This window comes from Amycolatopsis sp. NPDC089917 (assembly GCF_040684635.1).
GTDB lineage: Bacteria > Actinomycetota > Actinomycetes > Mycobacteriales > Pseudonocardiaceae > Amycolatopsis.
In genome coordinates, this window is sequence record NZ_JBFBGL010000105.1 from 1 (window position 1) to 17,999 (window position 17,999).

Annotated in this window: 18 protein-coding genes; 14 read left to right on the forward strand and 4 right to left on the reverse strand. The window is 70.8% G+C overall.

The window, feature by feature from the left end:
* Positions 1-318: 318 nt before the first annotated feature.
* From AB0N89_RS39230 to AB0N89_RS39240, 3 genes are read left to right on the forward strand one after another with little or no spacing between them, the layout of a single operon-like run.
* The gene (locus AB0N89_RS39230) at positions 319-756 is read left to right on the forward strand and encodes an SRPBCC family protein (RefSeq protein WP_364216198.1); all 438 of its coding nucleotides are present in this window, start codon (positions 319-321) and stop codon (positions 754-756) included.
* A 51-nt stretch (positions 757-807) separates the two neighbouring features.
* Positions 808-1,389: a TetR/AcrR family transcriptional regulator gene (locus AB0N89_RS39235; protein ID WP_126729949.1), complete on the forward strand. Its 582-nt coding sequence runs from the start codon at positions 808-810 to the stop codon at positions 1,387-1,389.
* Positions 1,390-1,424: 35 nt separating this feature from the next.
* Complete coding sequence (locus tag AB0N89_RS39240) at positions 1,425-1,787, forward strand: helix-turn-helix domain-containing protein (RefSeq protein ID WP_364216201.1); 363 nt, start codon at positions 1,425-1,427, stop codon at positions 1,785-1,787.
* On the opposite strand, the gene AB0N89_RS39245 is transcribed toward AB0N89_RS39240, so the two are convergent.
* Entirely contained in the window at positions 1,777-2,427 is a 651-nt protein-coding gene (locus AB0N89_RS39245; RefSeq protein WP_364216204.1) for a response regulator transcription factor, read from the reverse strand. The two genes, AB0N89_RS39240 and AB0N89_RS39245, sit on opposite strands and share 11 nt — an antisense overlap.
* On the reverse strand, positions 2,424-3,632 hold the full coding sequence (locus tag AB0N89_RS39250) for a histidine kinase (RefSeq protein WP_364216207.1): 1,209 nt from the start codon (positions 3,630-3,632) through the stop codon (positions 2,424-2,426). The genes AB0N89_RS39245 and AB0N89_RS39250 overlap by 4 nt, the downstream gene beginning before the upstream one ends.
* Before the next feature lie 114 nt (positions 3,633-3,746).
* Between AB0N89_RS39250 and AB0N89_RS39255 the strand changes: the two genes are divergently transcribed.
* Positions 3,747-5,201 carry a glycosyltransferase family 39 protein gene (locus AB0N89_RS39255; RefSeq protein WP_364216210.1) on the forward strand — a complete coding sequence of 485 codons (1,455 nt, stop codon included), beginning with the start codon at positions 3,747-3,749 and terminating at the stop codon, positions 5,199-5,201.
* A 2-nt stretch (positions 5,202-5,203) separates the two neighbouring features.
* Positions 5,204-5,848, forward strand: coding sequence for a GPP34 family phosphoprotein (locus AB0N89_RS39260; RefSeq protein WP_364216213.1), 645 nt, complete (start codon positions 5,204-5,206; stop codon positions 5,846-5,848).
* Here AB0N89_RS39260 and AB0N89_RS39265 read toward each other — a convergent pair.
* Positions 5,831-6,451: a TetR/AcrR family transcriptional regulator gene (locus AB0N89_RS39265; RefSeq protein ID WP_364216216.1), complete on the reverse strand. Its 621-nt coding sequence runs from the start codon at positions 6,449-6,451 to the stop codon at positions 5,831-5,833. The two genes, AB0N89_RS39260 and AB0N89_RS39265, sit on opposite strands and share 18 nt — an antisense overlap.
* Positions 6,452-6,546: 95 nt before the next feature.
* Here AB0N89_RS39265 and AB0N89_RS39270 point away from each other — a divergent pair, with 95 nt between their 5' ends.
* The 5 genes from AB0N89_RS39270 to AB0N89_RS39290 all read left to right on the forward strand — a co-directional run bounded on the left by AB0N89_RS39270 (position 6,547) and on the right by AB0N89_RS39290 (position 11,678).
* Positions 6,547-7,050 carry a PH domain-containing protein gene (locus AB0N89_RS39270; protein WP_364216219.1) on the forward strand — a complete coding sequence of 168 codons (504 nt, stop codon included), beginning with the start codon at positions 6,547-6,549 and terminating at the stop codon, positions 7,048-7,050.
* Positions 7,047-8,552, forward strand: coding sequence for a PH domain-containing protein (locus AB0N89_RS39275; RefSeq protein ID WP_364216222.1), 1,506 nt, complete (start codon positions 7,047-7,049; stop codon positions 8,550-8,552). The genes AB0N89_RS39270 and AB0N89_RS39275 overlap by 4 nt, the downstream gene beginning before the upstream one ends.
* Positions 8,553-9,177: 625 nt before the next feature.
* A complete protein-coding gene (locus tag AB0N89_RS39280; protein WP_364216225.1) occupies positions 9,178-9,939 on the forward strand; it encodes an isocitrate lyase/phosphoenolpyruvate mutase family protein in 762 nt (253 codons plus the stop codon).
* Positions 9,940-9,949: 10 nt separating this feature from the next.
* Positions 9,950-10,969: an aminotransferase class V-fold PLP-dependent enzyme gene (locus AB0N89_RS39285; protein WP_364216227.1), complete on the forward strand. Its 1,020-nt coding sequence runs from the start codon at positions 9,950-9,952 to the stop codon at positions 10,967-10,969.
* A gap of 88 nt (positions 10,970-11,057) precedes the next feature.
* Entirely contained in the window at positions 11,058-11,678 is a 621-nt protein-coding gene (locus AB0N89_RS39290; RefSeq protein WP_364216229.1) for a hypothetical protein, read from the forward strand.
* A gap of 63 nt (positions 11,679-11,741) precedes the next feature.
* Here AB0N89_RS39290 and AB0N89_RS39295 read toward each other — a convergent pair whose 3' ends face one another.
* Positions 11,742-12,680 carry a ferritin-like domain-containing protein gene (locus AB0N89_RS39295; RefSeq protein ID WP_364216231.1) on the reverse strand — a complete coding sequence of 313 codons (939 nt, stop codon included), beginning with the start codon at positions 12,678-12,680 and terminating at the stop codon, positions 11,742-11,744.
* Positions 12,681-12,815: 135 nt separating this feature from the next.
* Here AB0N89_RS39295 and rimP point away from each other — a divergent pair, with 135 nt between their 5' ends.
* The 4 genes from rimP to infB all read left to right on the forward strand — a co-directional run bounded on the left by rimP (position 12,816) and on the right by infB (position 17,875).
* Positions 12,816-13,355: a ribosome maturation factor RimP gene (gene rimP / locus AB0N89_RS39300; protein ID WP_364216234.1), complete on the forward strand. Its 540-nt coding sequence runs from the start codon at positions 12,816-12,818 to the stop codon at positions 13,353-13,355.
* On the forward strand, positions 13,352-14,392 hold the full coding sequence (gene nusA / locus AB0N89_RS39305) for a transcription termination factor NusA (protein WP_364216237.1): 1,041 nt from the start codon (positions 13,352-13,354) through the stop codon (positions 14,390-14,392). Before rimP ends, nusA begins: the two co-directional genes overlap by 4 nt.
* 23 nt (positions 14,393-14,415) lie before the next feature.
* Positions 14,416-14,718 (forward strand): YlxR family protein, encoded by a 303-nt coding sequence (locus AB0N89_RS39310; RefSeq protein WP_364216240.1) that lies wholly within the window; start codon positions 14,416-14,418, stop codon positions 14,716-14,718.
* A gap of 145 nt (positions 14,719-14,863) precedes the next feature.
* The gene (gene infB / locus AB0N89_RS39315; RefSeq protein WP_364216243.1) at positions 14,864-17,875 is read left to right on the forward strand and encodes a translation initiation factor IF-2; all 3,012 of its coding nucleotides are present in this window, start codon (positions 14,864-14,866) and stop codon (positions 17,873-17,875) included.
* Positions 17,876-17,999 lie beyond the last annotated feature (124 nt).

The window sequence follows — 17,999 nt, forward strand, 5'->3', positions numbered from 1 at the left end:
GCGGGCCGGGAATCGACACCGGACGCGAAAAACCCCGCCACCGAAACGGTGACGGGGTCTTCCGTGAGCCTGGGATCAGTCCAGGTAGTCGCGCACTCTTTGCCACTCACGACCTGACGCGAAACCGCTCATGCAGGCGTCAATCGGACACGATCGCCGCGCCGGGAAGTCCGGAACCATGTCTTCAAGGCGGCGAAGAAGTCAGGCTCGATCATGGCATATTTGACTTACCTCCCAATAGAACACGAATCGCCACTCACGACCACCCCGACCCAGTGCTGTCCGACGGCGCCCAACGTCGCGAGAGAAGGAGACCGCATGGCGAAGATCCAGCGCATTTCCGCGAACGGCCACACGAGCGCGAGCCCCGAAGCCGTCTACGCCCTCCTCGAAGACCGCGAGCACTGGCCCGATTGGTCCCCACTGGGCAGGTTCCGCCTCCTCGAGAAGGGCGACCAGAACGGCCTCGGCGCCATCGGCGTCTTCACCACGAACGGCGTCAACGCCTGCGAAGAGGTCATCACGCTCGAACCGGGCAAACGCTTCGGCTACACGCTGCGCAAGGGGATGCCGCTGCGTGACTACCGCGCGTACGTCGACCTCACGCCCGCGCTCGGCGGCACCGACATCCACTGGCACGCGTCGTTCATCCCCAAGATCCCGGGCACCGGCGGGCTCTACCGCCGGTTCCTCGGCCGCTTCTTCGAGCGCATGGTCGACGGCCTCGTGGCGCGGGCCTCGCGAGGCGCCCCATAAAGTAGGTGCATGGCAGCCCCACGACGCACGCAGGAGGAACGCAGCGCCGCGATGCGCGTCAGGCTGCTCGACGCCACGATCGACTGCCTCGTCGAGTACGGCTACGCGGGCACCACGACCACCCGCGTGGCGGATCGCGCCGGGGTGACCCGCGGCGCGCAGGTGCACCACTTCCCGACCAAGACCGACCTCGTCACCTCCGCGATCCGGCATCTCGCGGCCAAGCGCACCGAGGTCGCGATGGCCGAGATCGACCGGCTCAAGGCGTCGGCCGACCCGGTCGGGGACGCGTTGCAACTGCTGTGGGAGATGCACCAGGGCCCGGTCTTCTCGGCGACCGTGGAGCTGTGGGTGGCCTCGCGGACCGACGCGGAACTGCGCGCCCAGATGGCGGTGGTCGAGCCGATCGCGACGAGCAGCCTGGTCGAGTTCGGCAAGGCGCTGCTGCCGGACCATTCGGCGCATCCGGAGTTCCTGCACGCGGTGTACACGGCGATGGACGTCGTCCGCGGCATCCTCATCGCCAGCTGGGCGACCCGCGACCAGACCGAACTGGAGGCGCGCTGGGAGCGCGGCCGCCGTCACCTCATCCTGCTGTTCGAGGCCCTGATGCAGCCCACTCCCTCTCGCTAGGCGTGTTACTCTCCCGGAGAGAGTGAGGAGGTCACGTGCTCGGAAACCCGTACGACCCCGACTGCCCCACCCGCGCGCTGCTCGACCGCATCGGCGACCAGTGGACCGTGCTGATCGTCGGCGTGCTCGGCGACGGCCCGCTCCGGTTCACCGAGATCGGCAAACGCGTGCGCGGCATCTCCCAGAAGGTCCTCACGCAGACGCTCCGCAGCCTCGTCCGCGACGGCATCCTGACGCGCACCGCGTACCCGGAGATCCCGCCGCACGTCGAGTACGAGCTCACCGCGCTCGGCCGCAACCTCGCCGAACCGCTCGACATGCTCGACAAATGGGCCCGCGTCCACATGGGCGAGGTCCTCGACGCCCGCCGTGCCCACGACGGGCAGCTCACCGCTTGACCAAGCCGGCCTCGTGCGCCAGCAGCCCCGCCTGGGTCCGGTTCGCGCAGTCCAGCTTGACCAGCATCCGCGACACGTAGCTCTTCACCGTCGCCTCGGCCAGATGCAGCCGCGCCGCGATGTCCGCATTGGACAGTCCTTCGCCGAGGCAGGCCAGGACGTCGGTCTCGCGTTCGGTCAGCCCATCGGTCTTCCGCCGCGCGTCGTCCCCGCGACGCCTTCCGTCGGCCGACATCGCCACGAGCCGTTGCGCCGCTTCGGGGGACAGCACGGTGTGCCCGTCCGCGGCGACCCGGACCAGGCCGATCAGATCCTCCGGCGGCGTGGACTTCACCAGGAACCCGGCCGCGCCCGCCCGCAGCGCGCGGATGACGTAGGTGTCCGCGTCGAACGTCGTCAGCGCGACGACCGCGGGCGGCTCGGGGAGTTTCGCGATCCGCCCGATGGCGGTCAGCCCGTCGACGCCGGGCATCCGCAGGTCCATCAGGACCACGCGCGGCTTGTGCCGGACCACGGCCTCGACCGCTTCGGCGCCGTCCTGGGCCTGAGCCACGACCTCGATGTCGGCCGCGGAACCGAGGATCGTCCGCAGATGCGCGCAGACCATCGGTTCGTCGTCGACGACGACCACCCGGATCACCGATCTCCTTCCGTCGTCGGGACGTAGGCCGGAAGTATCGCACCGACGCGGTACCCGCCGCCCGTTCGCGGCCCCGCGTCGAACCGGCCGCCGATCAGCTCGACACGCTGCCGCAGTCCGGCGAGTCCCGCGCCGGAACCGCTCCCCGCCAGCGCCGGATCCGGCGGGACACCCGCCCGGGTGTTCTCCACCGCGATGTCCAGCCCGCCCGAGTGATAGCGGAGGTCGACGGTCGCGGTCGACCCCGGCGCGTGCTTGCGGACGTTCGTCAGCGCTTCCTGCACGACGCGGTACGCCGTGCGGGCGACGGTGGGGGAGATCCGCCCGGGATCGCCGCGCACGGTCAGCTCGGTCGGGATGCCCACCGACGCCGATTCCGCGACCAGCGTCGCCGGATCGCCCGCCGCGCCGTCGGTGAGCGTGCGCGGCCCGGCGTTCGCGCCGTTGCGCAGCACCCCGACGAGGTCACGCAGCTCGTCCAGGGCCAGCGCGCCTTCGCGCCGGATGTCCTCGGCGGAGGTCCGCACCGCCTCGTCCGCCGAGACGACGCCGAGCGCGCCGGCGTGCAGCACCATCAGGCTCAGCCGATGCGTGACGACGTCGTGCATCTCCTCGGCGAGTTTCCGCCGTTCCTCGGCGCGGGCGCGTTCGGCGAGCAGATGCTGTTCGCGTTCGGCGCGTTCGGCCCGGTCCCGCAGCGAGCGCAGCAACTGGCGCCGCGCCTCGAAATACAGCGAAAGCGTGGTGGGCAACGCCGTGCCGAGCAGGCCGAACGGGGTGGTGTTCCACTGCGCGTCCCACGGACGCGAAGCGCAGACCACCAGGATCGCGGTCAGCCAGAGCAGCGTCCGCCGGTCGATCAGGCGCGCCAGCTGGCTCAGCACCACCGGCGTGATCGTCGGGACGGTCATCAGCGTCAGCTGCCGTTCGGGCACCAGCAGCCCGGGGGAGAACAGATCGGAGGCCAGCATCAGCAGCCCGCCCGCCGTGACCAGGCCGGCGACCAGTTTCGGGTATCGGAACAGCAGGATCAGCGAGAGATCGAGCGCGACCTGCAGGGTGACGCCCGCGGCGGGGCCCGCCCAGCCCGTCGTCGGCTCGCCGAAGACGTACAGCGTGAGGTCCAGGCCCACGAAGGCGAGCGAGGCCAGCGTGAGCCACAAGGTGTCGACCGGACCCGGCCGGAACGGCCTGCTTCTCTCCACCCGGTCACGGTAACCAGCCGTCGACCGACGGCGGGGAGATCCGCAACTTTCGTCTATCCGGCTGCCCTCCTTACCCGGTTTCCGGCCGCGACCGTCTCCGCTGGACTGGAGAGCATGAGCACAGCGACGCAAACAGTCCGAACAGGACAGGAGCAGGTCTTCGCCCGGCTGCCGGTGTTCGCCGTCGCCGCGCTGGCCGCCGCCGCGCTGCTGGCCACGAGCGGCCGGTACGCGCACGGTTTCGACGAGCTGTACTTCCTGATGGCTGGCCGGGAACACCTGGCGTGGGGGTACTTCGACCAGCCGCCGCTGATCCCCGCCCTGGCCGGGGCGATGGACACGCTGTTCCCCGGCTCGCTGGTGATGCTGCGCCTGCCGATGACGCTGGCCGCGGCCGCCGGGGTGGTCGTCACCGCGCTGATCGCCAGGGAACTCGGCGGCGGACGCGGCGCGCAGGTGCTCGCGGCGGCGCTCTACGCGTCGTCCGGGGTGATCATCGTCAGCCACTGGATCGGCACCTACGTCTTCGATCCGTTCCTCTGGACGGTGATCGTCTGGCTGGTCGTCCGCTGGGTCCGCGTCCGCCGTGACGGGCTGCTGGTCTGGGCGGGCGTCGTCACTGCGGTCTCCCTGGAGACGAAGTTCCTCATTCCCGCCTTCTGGGCGCTGGCGTTGCTCGCCGCGCTCGTGCTCGGGCCGAGGGAGCTCCTGCGGCGGCCGAAACTGTGGCTGGGCGCGGGAATCGCCGTCGTCGCGACGATCCCCACGCTGGTCTGGCAGGCGTCGAACGGCTGGCCGTACCTGATCATGAACGACGTCGTCTCGGCGGAGTTCCCCGGCACGTGGCCCTTCCTGCGCGACGGATTCCTGACCGCGGGTGTCGGCGCGGGTGTGCTCGCGTTCGTCTGCGGTCTCGTCCGGCTGATCTTCTCGCGTGAACTTCGCGGCTATCGCTTCCTGGGGGTAGCGATAGCCGCGCTCATCGTGGCGTTCCTGCTGCTGCACGGCCGTTCCTACTATCTGATGAGCGTCTTCGCGCTGCCGTTCGCCGCCGCGGCGGCAGGCTTCGCGCAGCACGTCCCCAAGTGGCGGCTCGTGGCCTGGCCGGCGATGGTGCTTTCGGCCGTGATCACCCTCGCCGGCCTGCCGCTCTATCCGGCGACCATGACCCGGACGAGCTTCGGCCCGATCACCCTCGGCAGCTCCTTCGCCGGTGGTGAACTGCCGCAGCAGGAGCTGGTCAAGGCGATCGGCGAGACCTACGCCGCCCTGCCGCCGGAGCAGCGGGCGCGCACCGCCGTCTACGCCGAGATCTACCCGTTCGCCGCCGCGACCGAGTTCTACGGTCAGCGGTACGGCATCGATCGCGTTTACAGTGGCCACCGCGGCTACTGGTACTTCGACCGGCCACCGGAGTCCGCGGACAGCGTGCTGTTCCTCGGCTTCGATCCGGGACTGCTCAAGCCGTACTTCACCTCGGTGACCCCGGTGGTGGAGGGGCTGCTGTGGCGGTATGACGGCAGGCAGGGTTCCTGGGACGAAATCTGGCCCAAGCTGGAAAGGCACTGATGATGACCGAACTTTCGTTGCCCGCCAAGGCATATCTGCTCGCCTGCGACGTCGGGAAGGACAAACTGCGCGACCGGCAGCGGGCGGGCCTGATGATCCGCGGCGCCGCGCTGACCGATCTCGCCTTGCGCGGCCGCGTCGCCGACGACGACGGCAAGGTCGCGGCGTCGGGTGCCGGGCCGACCGGTGACCTCGTCCTCGACGAGATGCTCACCGAGATCGCGGGGGAGAGTCCCCGCAAGTGGAAATGGTGGGTGCGCAAGGACGCGCGCGGCACTCTGGAGGCGCTGGAGTCCCAGCTGGACACGGCGGGGGTGATCAGCGTGAAGACGGGCCGGGTGCTCGGCCTGTTCCCGTCGCGGAACCCGGTCGTGCGGGACCCGGCCGTCGTCGAGCGGCTGCGGGCGTCGGTCGATCAGGCGCTGCGCGGCCCCTCGCCGGTGTCGGACGCGGACGCCGCGCTCACCGCCCTGGTGGCCGCGGTGGAACTCCGCGGCGTCGTTTCGGGCAAGGACCGGCGCCGCTACAAGGACCGGATCGAGGAGCTGGGCGAACGAGGCGGGGACGCGGTTCCCGCGCTGCGCAAGCTGTTCCGGGAACTGCGGGCGGTGCGGGCGTCGGCCGTGTCGTCATCCGGCGGGGGCTGAGCCGAACAGCCGGTCGAGGTAGTAGTCCACTGTGGACAGCACCTCGTCCGGCGTCCGGTGTTTCATCACGATGTTGGTGCCCTGCGAATCCGCGAGCGCCCAGAGGATCGCGGATTCGTGCATCGGGTCGGCCGACTTGTCGACATCGCCCGCCTCCTGGCCCTGGCGGATCAGCAAGGCGAACAGCTCGAACAGCTGGGGGACGCCCTCGGTGTACGCGGCCGCGAACGACGGGTCGGAGACGGCGCGGATGAAGAACGCGACGCCCATCAGCCAGTTCCCGCGGCCGCTTTCGTCCAGCGGCAGGATCTCGGTCATGATCGCGCGGAGGATCGCCTTGGGCGTCGACGGCAGTTCGCCGGACTCCAGCCTGGCCTTGATGCCCTCTTCGTAGACCTGCGAGCGGCGCTCGACGGCGAACAGCAGCATCTCGTCCTTGGTCTTGAAGTAGTGCTGCACCAACCCCATCGACATGCCCGCCTCGGCGGCGACGTGCCGCAGGCTGACCCCTTCGAGACCTCGCGTGGCCGTCAGCCGCGTCAGTGCCTCGGCGATCTCCGCGCGCCGCGCGGCGTGATCCACCTGCTTCGGCACCTTCACCATCCGTTCCGCCGTTTGCAATGCGATCGCATTGCCACTACTCTCGTCCGCTATTACGATGCGATCGCATTGTAAACGATTCGTCGGGGGAGGATCCGGTGGAAGCCGATCGGGGGAAGGTGCGGCTGCGGCCGCCGAGGAACGCGCTGGATCACCGGGTCGTGAGCTGGTGGCGGCTGCAGGGAACGCTCTTCTGGGTGACGCCGGTGCTGATCCTGGTGGTGCTCGGGCTGCTCATCGCGCCCGCGCGGACCTGGCTGCTGACACCGGCGGCGGTGCTCGCGGTGCTCGGCCTGATCTGGGTGCTCGCGATGCCGGTGTGGTGGTTCAAGGTGCACCGCTGGGAGGTCACGGAAACCGCGGTCTACGCGCGTTCCGGGTTCTTCTGGCAGGAGTGGCGGGTCGCGCCGATGTCGCGGATCCAGACCGTGGACACCCTGCGCGGGCCGCTGCAGCAGGTGTTCAAGCTCGCGACCGTCACGGTCACCACGGCGTCGGCGCGCGGCGCGGTCAAGATCCGCGGCCTCGACCACGAACTGGCCGCGAGTCTGGCGGAGCAGCTCACGGAGACTACGCAGGCGACACCCGGGGACGCGACATGACGTCGGGGGAGTTCGAGGGCTGGAGCACACTCGACAGGCGGACGCTCCCCGTCACCGCGCTGACGATGGCGGGGGTGGCCATCGGCGCCGCGATCCCGACCACGGCCGCGATCGTCGGCGGGGGAGGTCGGCTCTGGGTCGCGCTCGCGTGGGTCGTGGGCGGCGCGCTGGTGCTCGTCGGCGGCGGCGTGCTGGCGGAACTGTTCTACTGGAAGGGCGTGCGGTACCGGGTCACGCCGGACCGGCTGGAGACTGCGTTCACCCTGGTCTTCCGATCGCGGAAATCCCTGCAGCGCGAACGGATCCGCAACGTCGACCTGACCGCCAACCCGCTGCACCGGCTGTTCGGCGTCGCCGTGGTGACCATCGGCACCGGCTCGCACGAGTCGGGCGGGCAGGGCCGGATCAAGCTCAACCCGGTTTCCCGTGCCGAGGCCGAGCAGCTGCGCGCGGATCTGTTGCGCCGCGCGGAAATCACGGAGACGGACGACGACGCCCCGCTCGCCGAACTGGACCGGCGCTGGATCCGCTACGCGCCGATGTCGTTCCTCTCCCCGGCGCTCGGTCTCGCGGCAGGCGGCGGTCTCATGCAGGTCTCCGAATGGGCGGGGCTGCAGAAGGGCCTGATCGCCTGGGTGATGGACCTGTTCCGCGGCATCCCGCTGGTGGTGGCGATCCTGATCCTGCTGGCGATCGCGATGGTCGTCGGCGTGGTCGGCGCGCTGGGCCTGTGGGTCGAGATGTGGTGGAACTATCGGCTCGACCGCGAGGCCGGCGGCACGCTGCGAGTGCGCCGCGGGCTGTTCACCACGCGCTCGATCTCGATCGAGGAACGCCGCATGCGCGGCATCGAACTCGTCGAGCCGCTCGGGAACCGGATCGCCGGCGCGGCCCGCGTCGACGCGATCGCCACCGGCATGCGGCAGAGCGACGACCAGGACAAGACCGACTACCACACGCTCCTGCCCGCCGCGCCGGTCGCGACGGCTAACCGGATCGGCGCGGAGGTCCTGCGCGAACCGGTTTCGCCGACCGAAGCCGTCCGGCTCGCCGGGCATCCGCGCGCCGCGCGGGGACGGCTGCTGCGCTGGTGGGCCGGTTCGGTGGTGGTCCTCCTGGCGGTCTTCGCGATCCTCGGTTTCCTGCTGACCGACGTCCTGCTGGTGATCGGCGCCGCGCTCGGTGTCGTGCTGCTGCCGGTGTCGGTGCTGCTGGCGCTGGACGCCTACCGCAACCTCGGGCACGGGATCACCGGCCGGTACCTCGTCGGACGGCACGGGACCGTGCGGCGGAGCACGTTCGCCCTGGAGCGCGACGGCGTGATCGGCTGGACGGTCAAGCAGTCGCTTTTCCAGCGGCGCAAAGGCTTGCTGACGGTCGTGGCGACCACGGCGGCCGGTAGCGGGGCGTACTCGGTGTACGACGCGGGGGAGGAACAAGGCCTGCTGTTCGCGGAGGAGTCCGTGCCGGACCTGCTGACGCCTTTCCTGGAGCGGCCCTGACCCGTGACTCGCGTGCTCGGACGCCGCACTCATGTGCTCAGAGGCGGGACTCGTGTGCTCAGAGGCCGCACGCTCGAGTGCGGCACCCACTCAGGTGAGTCCCGTGTCCCACCACGTGAGTTCCGCCCTCAAGCACGTGAGTTCCGTCCACAAGCACGCGAGTCACGGGCTCAAGCACGCGAGTCACGCCGGCGGGCACTTGGCCCCGCAAGGGGTGTCCCGAAAGTCACTTTCGGGACACCAGGCGTCCCGAAAGTGACTTTCGCGACGTCCGAGACCACTCACGACCCGCTGGACCGAGCTGGAGATGTCGCGTGACCGGCTGGACGACTCGCGTGATCAGGCGGACGACTCGCGTGATCAGAAGGACGACACGCGCGCGCCCGCGATGCGCCGAGGGTCGTCCGTCCGGACACGTGTGTCGTCCGCCTGATCACACTTGTCGTCCGTCTGATCACACGTGTCGTCCCTCCAAACACGCGAGTTCCGCTCCCGAACACGCGAGTTCTGCCTCTGAGCACGCGAGTTCCGGGCTCAAGCACGTGAGTTCCGCCTTTGAGCACGCGAGTCACGCCGGACGGACGCTTCGGCCGTCACCGAAGCGTCCGCTGGCTACCGTCGTGTCATGACCGCATTCGCCGCACTCCACGTCCCCGGTTCCCCGCTGCTCCTGCCGAACGTCTGGGAGTTCGGTTCGGCCGCCTTCCTTGCCGCGCAAGGCTTCCCGGCGCTCGGCACGACGAGCCTCGGCGTCTCGGCCGTCGAGGGCGAGCCGGACGGCGCCCCGTCCTCACGGGACGCCACCGTCCGGCTGGCCCGGCGGCTGACGGGGCTGGACGCGCTGATCAGCGTCGACCTCGCAGACGGGTTCAGCGAGGACCCGGGCGAGGTCGGCGCGCTGGCTGCGGAGCTCGCCGAGGCCGGTGTCGCGGGCATCAACCTCGAAGACGCCCTCGGCGACCCCGTGCGGCACGCGGCCAAGATCGCGGCGGCGAAGGAACACGCTCCCGGGCTTTTCGTCAACGCGCGCACGGACACGCATTGGCTGGGGGAGCCCGACATCGACACCGCGATCGAGCGCTCGCTGTCCTATGTGGACGCGGGGGCCGACGGGGTGTTCGTGCCGGGGCTCGTCGATCCCGCGGACGTCGAGCGGCTGGTGAACGCCGTCGGGGTGCCGGTGAACCTGCTGTTCCTGCCCGGCAAGGTGACCGTCGCGGGCCTGGGCGGGCTCGGCGTCGCGCGCGTCAGCCTCGGCTCGCTGCCGTACCGGATGGCGCTGGCGGCCACCCTGCGCACCGTCGAGGCCGTCCGCGACGGCGGCGAACTCCCGCTGAGCCCGCCGTCCTACGCCGACGTCGCGGCCCTGCTCCCGGAATCTCATTAACCTCGGGACCATGCCGACCTTCGGAGCCGAATTCGCCGTCCCGCCCGGATATCTGAACACCCCCAGCATCGGCATCCCGCCGGCGCACGTGGCCGACGCGGTGGCGGAAGCGGTCGAGCGGTGGCGGCGCGGCGAGGCCCGTCCGACGGACTTCGACGAGCCCGTCGCGCGGACCCGGGCGGGGTTCGGCGCGCTGATCGGGGTCCCGGCGGAGCGCGTCGCGATCGGCGCGTCCGTCTCGCAGCTCATCGCCAACGTGGCCGCCGGGCTGCCCGACGGCGCGAGCGTGCTGGTCGCCGGGAACGACTTCACCAGCGTGACCTTCCCGTTCGCGGCGCAGGCGCACCGCGGTGTGCAGGTCACCGAAGTCCCGCTCGCCGAGCTGCCGGAACGCGTCGAGGGGCACGACCTCGTCGCGGTCAGCGTCGTCCAGTCGGCCGACGGCGCCCAGGTCGACCTCGCCAGGCTCAGGGCCGCGGCCGAGGCGGCGGGCGCGGCGGTCCTGCTCGACGCCACCCAGGCCGCCGGTTGGCAGCCGCTCGACCTCGGCTGGGCAGACTGGGTGGTCGCCGCCGGGTACAAATGGCTGCTCGCGCCACGCGGGGCGGCGTGGCTGGCCGTCCATCCGAGGGTGCTGGAGCGGGCGGTGCCGGTCGCGGCGAACTGGTACGCCGGAGAGGACCGCTGGCAGACCGTCTACGGCCTCCCGCTGCGGCTCGCGGAGGGCGCCCGGTCGCTCGACCTGTCCCCAGCCTGGCTCGCGTACGTCGGGGCCGCCGCCTCGCTGGACTACCTCGGCTCCTTGGACCTCCACGCCGTCCGCGCGCACTGCGTGGGGCTCGCCGACTCGCTCCTCGAAGCGCTCGGATCACCCGTTCAGGGGAGTGCGATCGTTTCACTCGCCGCCGACGCCGCCAAGGTGCGGCAAGCGGGCATCGTGGCCGGTACCCGGGCCGGAAAGCAGCGTTTCGGGTTCCACCTCTACAACACCGCTGACGACGTCGAACGGGTGATAAGCACGTTCAGGTGAACCGCTCGACCGGCGTGAACTACCGTATGTTCCCGTGGTTGGTGCGCAATTTACTCCGGGACCGACGGAAACTGCCCGGCTTCAGCCGGTGCGACCGGCAGGGCCGGCAGGGCCGCCGCCTGCGCCTAAGCCGTCGAGGGACACCAAGGCCCTGGCGCTGAAAGGCGCCGGTCTGGTCGCCATCGCGGTCGTCACGGCGCTGCTCTGGTGGCTGATCCGGCACGAGCCGGAGACGGCGCCGGTCGCGGACACGCCGTCGAAGACCGGGCAATTCCAGTACACGCTGGCCGAGGGGCCGCAGGTCACCACCGACTGCGCGAGCAAGGCCTACGGCGACACGAAGGCGTTCTTCACCGAGACGCCGTGCACGCGGCTGTCGCGGGCGCTGTACACGACCGAGAGCGGCGGCAAGAAGGCGCTGGTGTCGGTCGTCCTGGTCACCATGCCGGGCGACGTCACCGCGACCCAGCTCAAGGCGCTCACCGACAAGGACGGCACGGGCAACGTGTCCGACCTGGTGCGTGACGGCACCTTCAAGGCCCAGGGCGCCCCGAAGATCTCCGGACAGGACGCGGCTTACGACTCCCACGTCACGGGGGCCGACGTGGCCATCGTGCTGGCAGGCTTCTACGACAAGCAGAAGGACAAGCCGCTGCTGGAGCGGATCGCGACCGACGCCTTGCGGCTTTCGGGCGACCTGCGCCGCTGAGCTTCCAGTACATGAAGGCCCCCTTGCTTGCGCCAGGCGCAAGCAAGGGGGCCTTCATGTACCTCAGACCGATTGCCCCGGCATCGCGATCGCCACCGGCTTCGCGCCGAACTCCGCCCGCCAAGCCGTTCCCCGCCGCGCCGACCCGACCAGCGCGTTGAGCGCCGTCGTCCGCAGAGCCCCGTCGTCGGTCCGGTCGATGACGCCGAGCCAGGCCGCCGCCACGTCCGACTCGGCCGTGGCCACGATCTCCATCGCCGAGTTCGCGTCGGTCACCGGCTTCGGCGGCACGTACGCGGCCTCCGGGCCCGTCGGGGTCTGTCCCGCGGCGGAAAGCATCCGTTCGCAGACGTTCCGGCGTTTGACGTGCTCGGCCGTCCCTCGCGACACCGCGCCGGTGAAGGCGGCGGGCAGATAAGCGCTGACCAGCCCGTACACCCAGATCGCCGCGTGTTCGGCGCCCAGCGCCTGCTGGACGGCGTCCGCCGTCTCCCCGCCGAGCTGGACACCGGCAGGCACGTCGACCGCACCGGCGTCGTCGCCCCGGCCGAGCTTCTCCGAACTCTGCTGCAGCGCCGCGCAGCCCGCCGCGATCGAGGCGACCATCCCGGCGCGGTAGCGGGGAAGCGCCGGCACGAGGCCCTCGGCCTGCTTGCGCGCCGCGGCGAGGCGTTCCTTGAGCCCGTCCACCGACGACGGCGGGGTCTCCGCCGGTCCGGACTGCTCCGGCTTGGGCCGGTTGAGCCGGTCCACCTCGGTCTTGAGCGCCGCCGCGTGCGCGGCCCGGGCGGTCGCGACGGCCTCGCCTTCGGCGCCCGTCACCGCCTTCGCGCCCGCCGCGTCGGTCTCCGCCGCGCGCAGCAGCGGACCCAGCGGGTCGGGGCTTTCGTCGAACCCGGGGGAGCAGGCGGCCGCCAGCGGCGCGGCCATCGCGGCCAGCGCTCCCCAGCGCAGGAAAGTGCGACGGCTCGGCGAGGTGGGCTCTGTCGATCTTCCGGTCACGCCGCCCCATCCTGCCAGTACCCCGTGCGGGGCCGCCGCTCGCGCGTCGCGCGGGGGTCACCAGATAAGCTGGTCCACTACCGAACCCGGATCCACGCCGCCGGGTCGCCCACAGCCGAACAGGAGCGCTCCACCGTGCCCAACGACCTCGCCAGCAGGCTGGAGCCCATCGTGGCCGAAGCCGTCAAGGCCGCGGGTTTCGACCTCGATTCCTTCGAGGTCCAGCAGGCAGGCCGCCGTCAGCTGGTCAAGGTCGTCGTCGACGGGGACGACGGAGTCGGGCTGGACGAGGTGGCGAACGTCAGTCGCGCCGTCTCCGCCGCGCTCGACGAGAACGAGCACGTGATCGCCAGTGCGTACACGCTCGAAGTCACTTCGCCCGGTCTCGACCGGCCGCTGACCCTGCGACGGCATTGGCGCCGTGCGAAGTTCCGTCTCGTGAAGGTCACCCCGGCCGAGGGCGCCGCGTTCATCGGCCGTGTGGGGCACGCGGGGGAGAAGTCCGTGCGCGTGCTCGTCGACGGCGAGATCCGGGACGTCGGTTACGCCTCGGTGGCCAAGGCGGTCATCGAGATCGAGTTCAAGCAACCACCTGCCGAGGACCTGAAACTGTTGGAAACCGATGCGTCGGCCCTGAACGCCGCCACCACGGAGCCGAAGGAGGAGCCGAAGTGAACGTCGACATCGCAGCGCTGCGCGCGATCGAGCGGGACAAGGACATCCCCTTCGAGACGGTGATCGAAGCGATCGAAACCGCGCTGCTCACCGCGTACAAGCACACCGAGGGCCACGAACCGCACGCCAGGATCGACATCGATCACAAGAGCGGGCTGGTGCGCGTCCTCGCGCACACCCTGACCCCGGACGGCAAGCCCGACGAGGAATGGGACGACACCCCCGAGGGCTTCGGGCGGATCGCCGCCACCACCGCGCGCCAGGTCATCCTGCAGCGTCTGCGCGACGCCGAGCACGAGAAGACCTTCGGCGAGTTCTCCGCCAAGGAGGGCGAGATCGTCGCGGGCGTGGTGCAGCGCGACGCCCGCGCCAACGCGCGCGGCATGGTCGTGATCCAGGTGGGCGACATCGAAGGCGTCCTGCCCTCGGTCGAGCAGGTGCCCGGCGAGTCCTACGAACACGGCAGCCGCATCAAGGCCTTCGTGGTCACCGTCGCGCGCGGCAACCGCGGTCCGCAGATCACGCTGTCGCGGTCGCACCCGAACCTGGTGCGCAAGCTGTTCGCCCTCGAAGTCCCCGAGATCGCCGACGGCACGGTCGAGATCGCCGCCGTCGCGCGCGAGCCCGGACACCGGACCAAGATCGCCGTCCGCTCGACGGTGCCCGGCGTCAACGCCAAGGGCGCGTGCATCGGCCCGGTCGGCGCCCGCGTGCGGAACGTGATGAGCGAACTCGCGGGCGAGAAGATCGACATCATCGACTTCTCGGAGGACCCGGCGAAGTTCGTCGGGAATGCGCTGTCGCCCGCGAAGGTTGTATCGGTCCGGGTCGTCGACGAGCGGGCCAAGACCGCGCGCGTCGTCGTCCCCGACTTCCAGCTTTCACTCGCGATCGGCAAGGAAGGGCAGAACGCCCGCCTCGCCGCCCGGCTCACCGGCTGGCGGATCGACATCCGCAGCGACGCCGCGCCTGAGCAGGGTGACGAAGCACACGCCGCACAGCCGCGGCCCGCCGCGGCAACCGGTTCGGCTGAGTGAAGGTCGAAGCGCTAGACTTACGAGTGGTTCAGAGTCCGCCGCCGGGAACCGACCCCCAGCACGACCGGGTAGCCCCGGTCCGCACCTGTGTGGGTTGCCGTCGGCGGGCCTTGATCGGCGAGTTGCTGCGAGTGGTCGCGGCGGACGGGCGGCTGATCGTCGACGAGCGTCGGCGGTTGCCGGGCCGGGGTGCCTGGTTGCACCCCGTGCCGGACTGTCTGGCCAAGGCCGAGCGGCGCAGAGCGTTTCCCCGAGCACTTCGTGTTCCGGGGTCGCTCGACGCCCAGGGTGTCCACGAACGCCTGGAGCGGCTCGCCGAAGGATGAAGGGCGCCGGGACATCCCCGGTGCCGGATGGAATCAGGAAGCAGGTCGACCCGTCATGAGTCAGCCGTGAAGCTGAATCAATGAACGCGCGACAATAGGACGAGGTCTGCGGGTCTGCCGCCGGCCTCCCCAGATGAGGAGAGCTGTGCCAGGCAAGGCCCGAGTACATGAGCTCGCGAAAGAGCTCGGCATCACCAGCAAGGAAGTTCTCGCCAAGTTGAAGGATCAGGGCGAGTTCGTGAAGTCCGCGTCGTCGACCGTCGAGGCACCCGTGGCCCGACGTCTTCGTGACGCTTATTCGTCCAAGGACGGCCAGAGCAAGAAGCCCGTCCCGACTCCCGGCCCGCGTCCGCCGGCGAAGCCCGCTGCCCCGGCTCCGGCCGCGAAGCCGGCCCAGCCCGCGCCCGTGGCGAAGACCGAGGCTCCGGCCGCCCCCGCGGCGTCCACCCCGGCCCCGTCGGCTCCGGCTCCGGCCCAGTCGTCCCGGCCGACCCCGGGCGCCCGCCCGGGTCCGCGCCCCGGCCCCCGGCCGCCGGCGCCGAAGGAAGAGGTCGCTCCGGCGGCGAAGGCCGCTCCGGCCGAGCCGAAGAAGGCTGAATCCACCAGGGACGTCCCTGCGGCTCCGGCCACCCCGCCGGCGTCCCAGGCGCCGTCGCAGGGTTCGGTCGTGCCGCCGAAGCCGCAGGGCCCCAAGCCCCCCGGTCCGAAGCCCGGCCCGCGCACCCCGCGCGTCGGCAACAACCCGTTCGGCGTGGGTTCCGGTGCCCCGGCCCCGCGCCCGTCCGCCCCGCGTCCCGGTGGCGGCAACCAGCAGGGCGGCGACAACCGTCCGCCGCGTCCCGGTGGCGGACAGGGCGGCGACCGTCCGGCTCCGCGTCCCGGTGGCGGCGCTCCCGGTGGTAACCGGCCGAGCCCGGGCAACATGCCCCCGCGCCCGAACCCCGGCATGATGCCGGGCCGTCCGGCCCGTCCGGCCGGTGGTCCCGGTGGCGGTCGTGGCGGACCCGGCGGCGGAGCCCGTGGTGGCCCCGGTGGCGGCGCTCGTGGCGGTCCCGGTGGCGGCGGCGGTTTCCGCGGCGGTCCCGGTGGCGGCGGCGGCGGTTTCCGTCCCGGCGGTGGCGGTGGCGGCGGTTTCCGTCCCGGTGGCGGTGGCCCCGGTGGCGGCGGCGCCCCGGCCGGTGGCGGCGGCTTCCGCGGTGGCGGCGGTCGTGGCGGCCCCGGTGGCCGTGGCGGTACCGCGGGTGCCTTCGGGCGTCCCGGTGGTCCCTCGCGCAAGGGCCGCAAGTCGAAGCGGCAGAAGCGCCAGGAGTACATGGACAACATGCAGGCGCCCAGCGTCGGCGGCGTCCGCCTGCCCAAGGGCCAGGGCGAGACGATCCGGCTGCCGCGCGGTGCCTCGCTGACCGACTTCGCCGAGAAGATCGACGCCAACCCGGCTTCGCTGGTGCAGGTGCTCTTCCACCTCGGTGAGATGGTCACGGCGACGCAGTCGGTGTCCGACGACATCCTGGAACTGCTCGGCGGCGAAATGAACTACAACGTTCAGGTCGTCAGTCCCGAGGAAGAGGACCGTGAGCTGCTCGAGACCTTCGACATCACCTACGGCGAAGACGCGGGTGAGGAAGAGGATCTGCAGGTCCGCCCGCCGGTCGTGACCATCATGGGTCACGTCGACCACGGTAAGACCCGCCTGCTCGACACGATCCGCAAGACGAAGGTGCGCGAAGGTGAAGCCGGTGGCATCACCCAGCACATCGGCGCCTACCAGATCGAGACCGAGCTCGAGGGCAACCCGCGTCTGATCACCTTCATCGACACCCCGGGTCACGAGGCGTTCACCGCCATGCGTGCCCGTGGTGCGAACTCGACCGACATCGCGGTGATCGTGGTGGCGGCCGACGACGGTGTGATGCCGCAGACGGTCGAGGCGATCAACCACGCGCAGGCCGCCAAGGCGCCGATCGTGGTCGCGATCAACAAGATCGACAAGGAAGGCGCGAACCCGGACAAGATCCGGCAGCAGCTGACCGAGTACGGCCTGGTCGCCGAGGAGTACGGCGGCGACACGATGTTCGTCGAGATCTCCGCGCGGCAGAACATCAACATCGACGGCCTGCTCGAGGCGATCCTGCTGACCGCCGACGCCGCGCTGGACCTCCGGGCCAACCCGGACATGGAGGCCCAGGGTGTCGCGATCGAGGCGCACCTCGACCGCGGCCGCGGTCCGGTGGCCACGGTGCTGGTCCAGCGAGGCACGCTGCGCGTCGGTGACTCGGTCGTGGCGGGTGATGCCTACGGCCGCGTCCGCCGGATGGTCGACGAGCACAACGTCGACGTCACCGAGGCGTACCCGTCGCGTCCCGTCCAGGTCATCGGGTTCACCTCGGTGCCGGGTGCGGGCGACACCTTCCTGGTGGTCGACGAGGACCGCGTCGCCCGGCAGATCGCCGAGCGCCGTTCCGCCCGGACGCGCAACGCCCTCAACGCGTCGCGTCGCAAGCGGGTCAGCCTCGAGGACCTCGACTCCGCCTTGAAGGAGACGAACAGCCTCAACCTGATCATCAAGGGTGACAACTCCGGTACCGTCGAGGCGCTCGAAGCCTCGCTGGTGCAGCTCGAGGTCGGCGACGACGTCGAACTCAACGTCGTCCACCGCGGTGTCGGTGGCGTCACCGAGTCCGACATCGACCTGGCGACCGCGTCCGACGCGATCGTCCTGGGCTTTAACGTCCGTGCGCAGGGCAAGGCGACCGAGCGGGCCACCCGCGAAGGCGTCGACGTCCGGTACTACACGGTCATCTACCAGGCGATCGAGGAGATCGAGCAGGCTCTGAAGGGCATGCTCAAGCCGGAGTACGAAGAGGTCGAGCTCGGCAAGGCGGAGATCCGCGACGTCTTCAAGTCGTCGAAGATCGGCACCATCGCCGGTTGTCTCGTCATCTCGGGCGAGATCCGACGCAACGCGCGGGCCCGTCTGCTCCGCGACGCGACCGTCATCGCCGAGAACCTGCCGATCAGCTCGCTGCGGCGGTTCAAGGACGACGTGGTCGAGGTTCGCGACGGGTACGAGTGTGGTCTGACGCTGGGGTCGTACAGCGACCTCAAGGTCGGAGACGTCATCGAGACGTACGAGCAGCGCGAAAAGCCGCGTGCGTAAGTGACACGGCGGCGCTCCCCCGCATCTGGGCGGGGGGGGCCCCTCCAACCCAACCCCCCCAACCCACCACCCCCCCCACGAGAAGGCGTGAGTCGAGGGGGACCGCCACCGCCGCGAGGAGAAC

What these genes read in the sequence shown, in the direction of transcription:
- AB0N89_RS39230 (WP_364216198.1), top strand. Translation starts at nt 319, where the DNA reads ATGGCGAAGATCCAGCGCATTTCCGCGAACGGCCACACGAGCGCGAGC.
- AB0N89_RS39235 (WP_126729949.1), top strand. Translation starts at nt 808, where the DNA reads ATGCGCGTCAGGCTGCTCGACGCCACGATCGACTGCCTCGTCGAGTAC.
- AB0N89_RS39255 (WP_364216210.1), top strand. Translation starts at nt 3,747, where the DNA reads ATGAGCACAGCGACGCAAACAGTCCGAACAGGACAGGAGCAGGTCTTC.
- AB0N89_RS39260 (WP_364216213.1), top strand. Translation starts at nt 5,204, where the DNA reads ATGACCGAACTTTCGTTGCCCGCCAAGGCATATCTGCTCGCCTGCGAC.
- AB0N89_RS39265 (WP_364216216.1), bottom strand. Translation starts at nt 6,451, where the DNA reads ATGGTGAAGGTGCCGAAGCAGGTGGATCACGCCGCGCGGCGCGCGGAG.
- AB0N89_RS39275 (WP_364216222.1), top strand. Translation starts at nt 7,047, where the DNA reads ATGACGTCGGGGGAGTTCGAGGGCTGGAGCACACTCGACAGGCGGACG.
- AB0N89_RS39280 (WP_364216225.1), top strand. Translation starts at nt 9,178, where the DNA reads ATGACCGCATTCGCCGCACTCCACGTCCCCGGTTCCCCGCTGCTCCTG.
- AB0N89_RS39285 (WP_364216227.1), top strand. Translation starts at nt 9,950, where the DNA reads ATGCCGACCTTCGGAGCCGAATTCGCCGTCCCGCCCGGATATCTGAAC.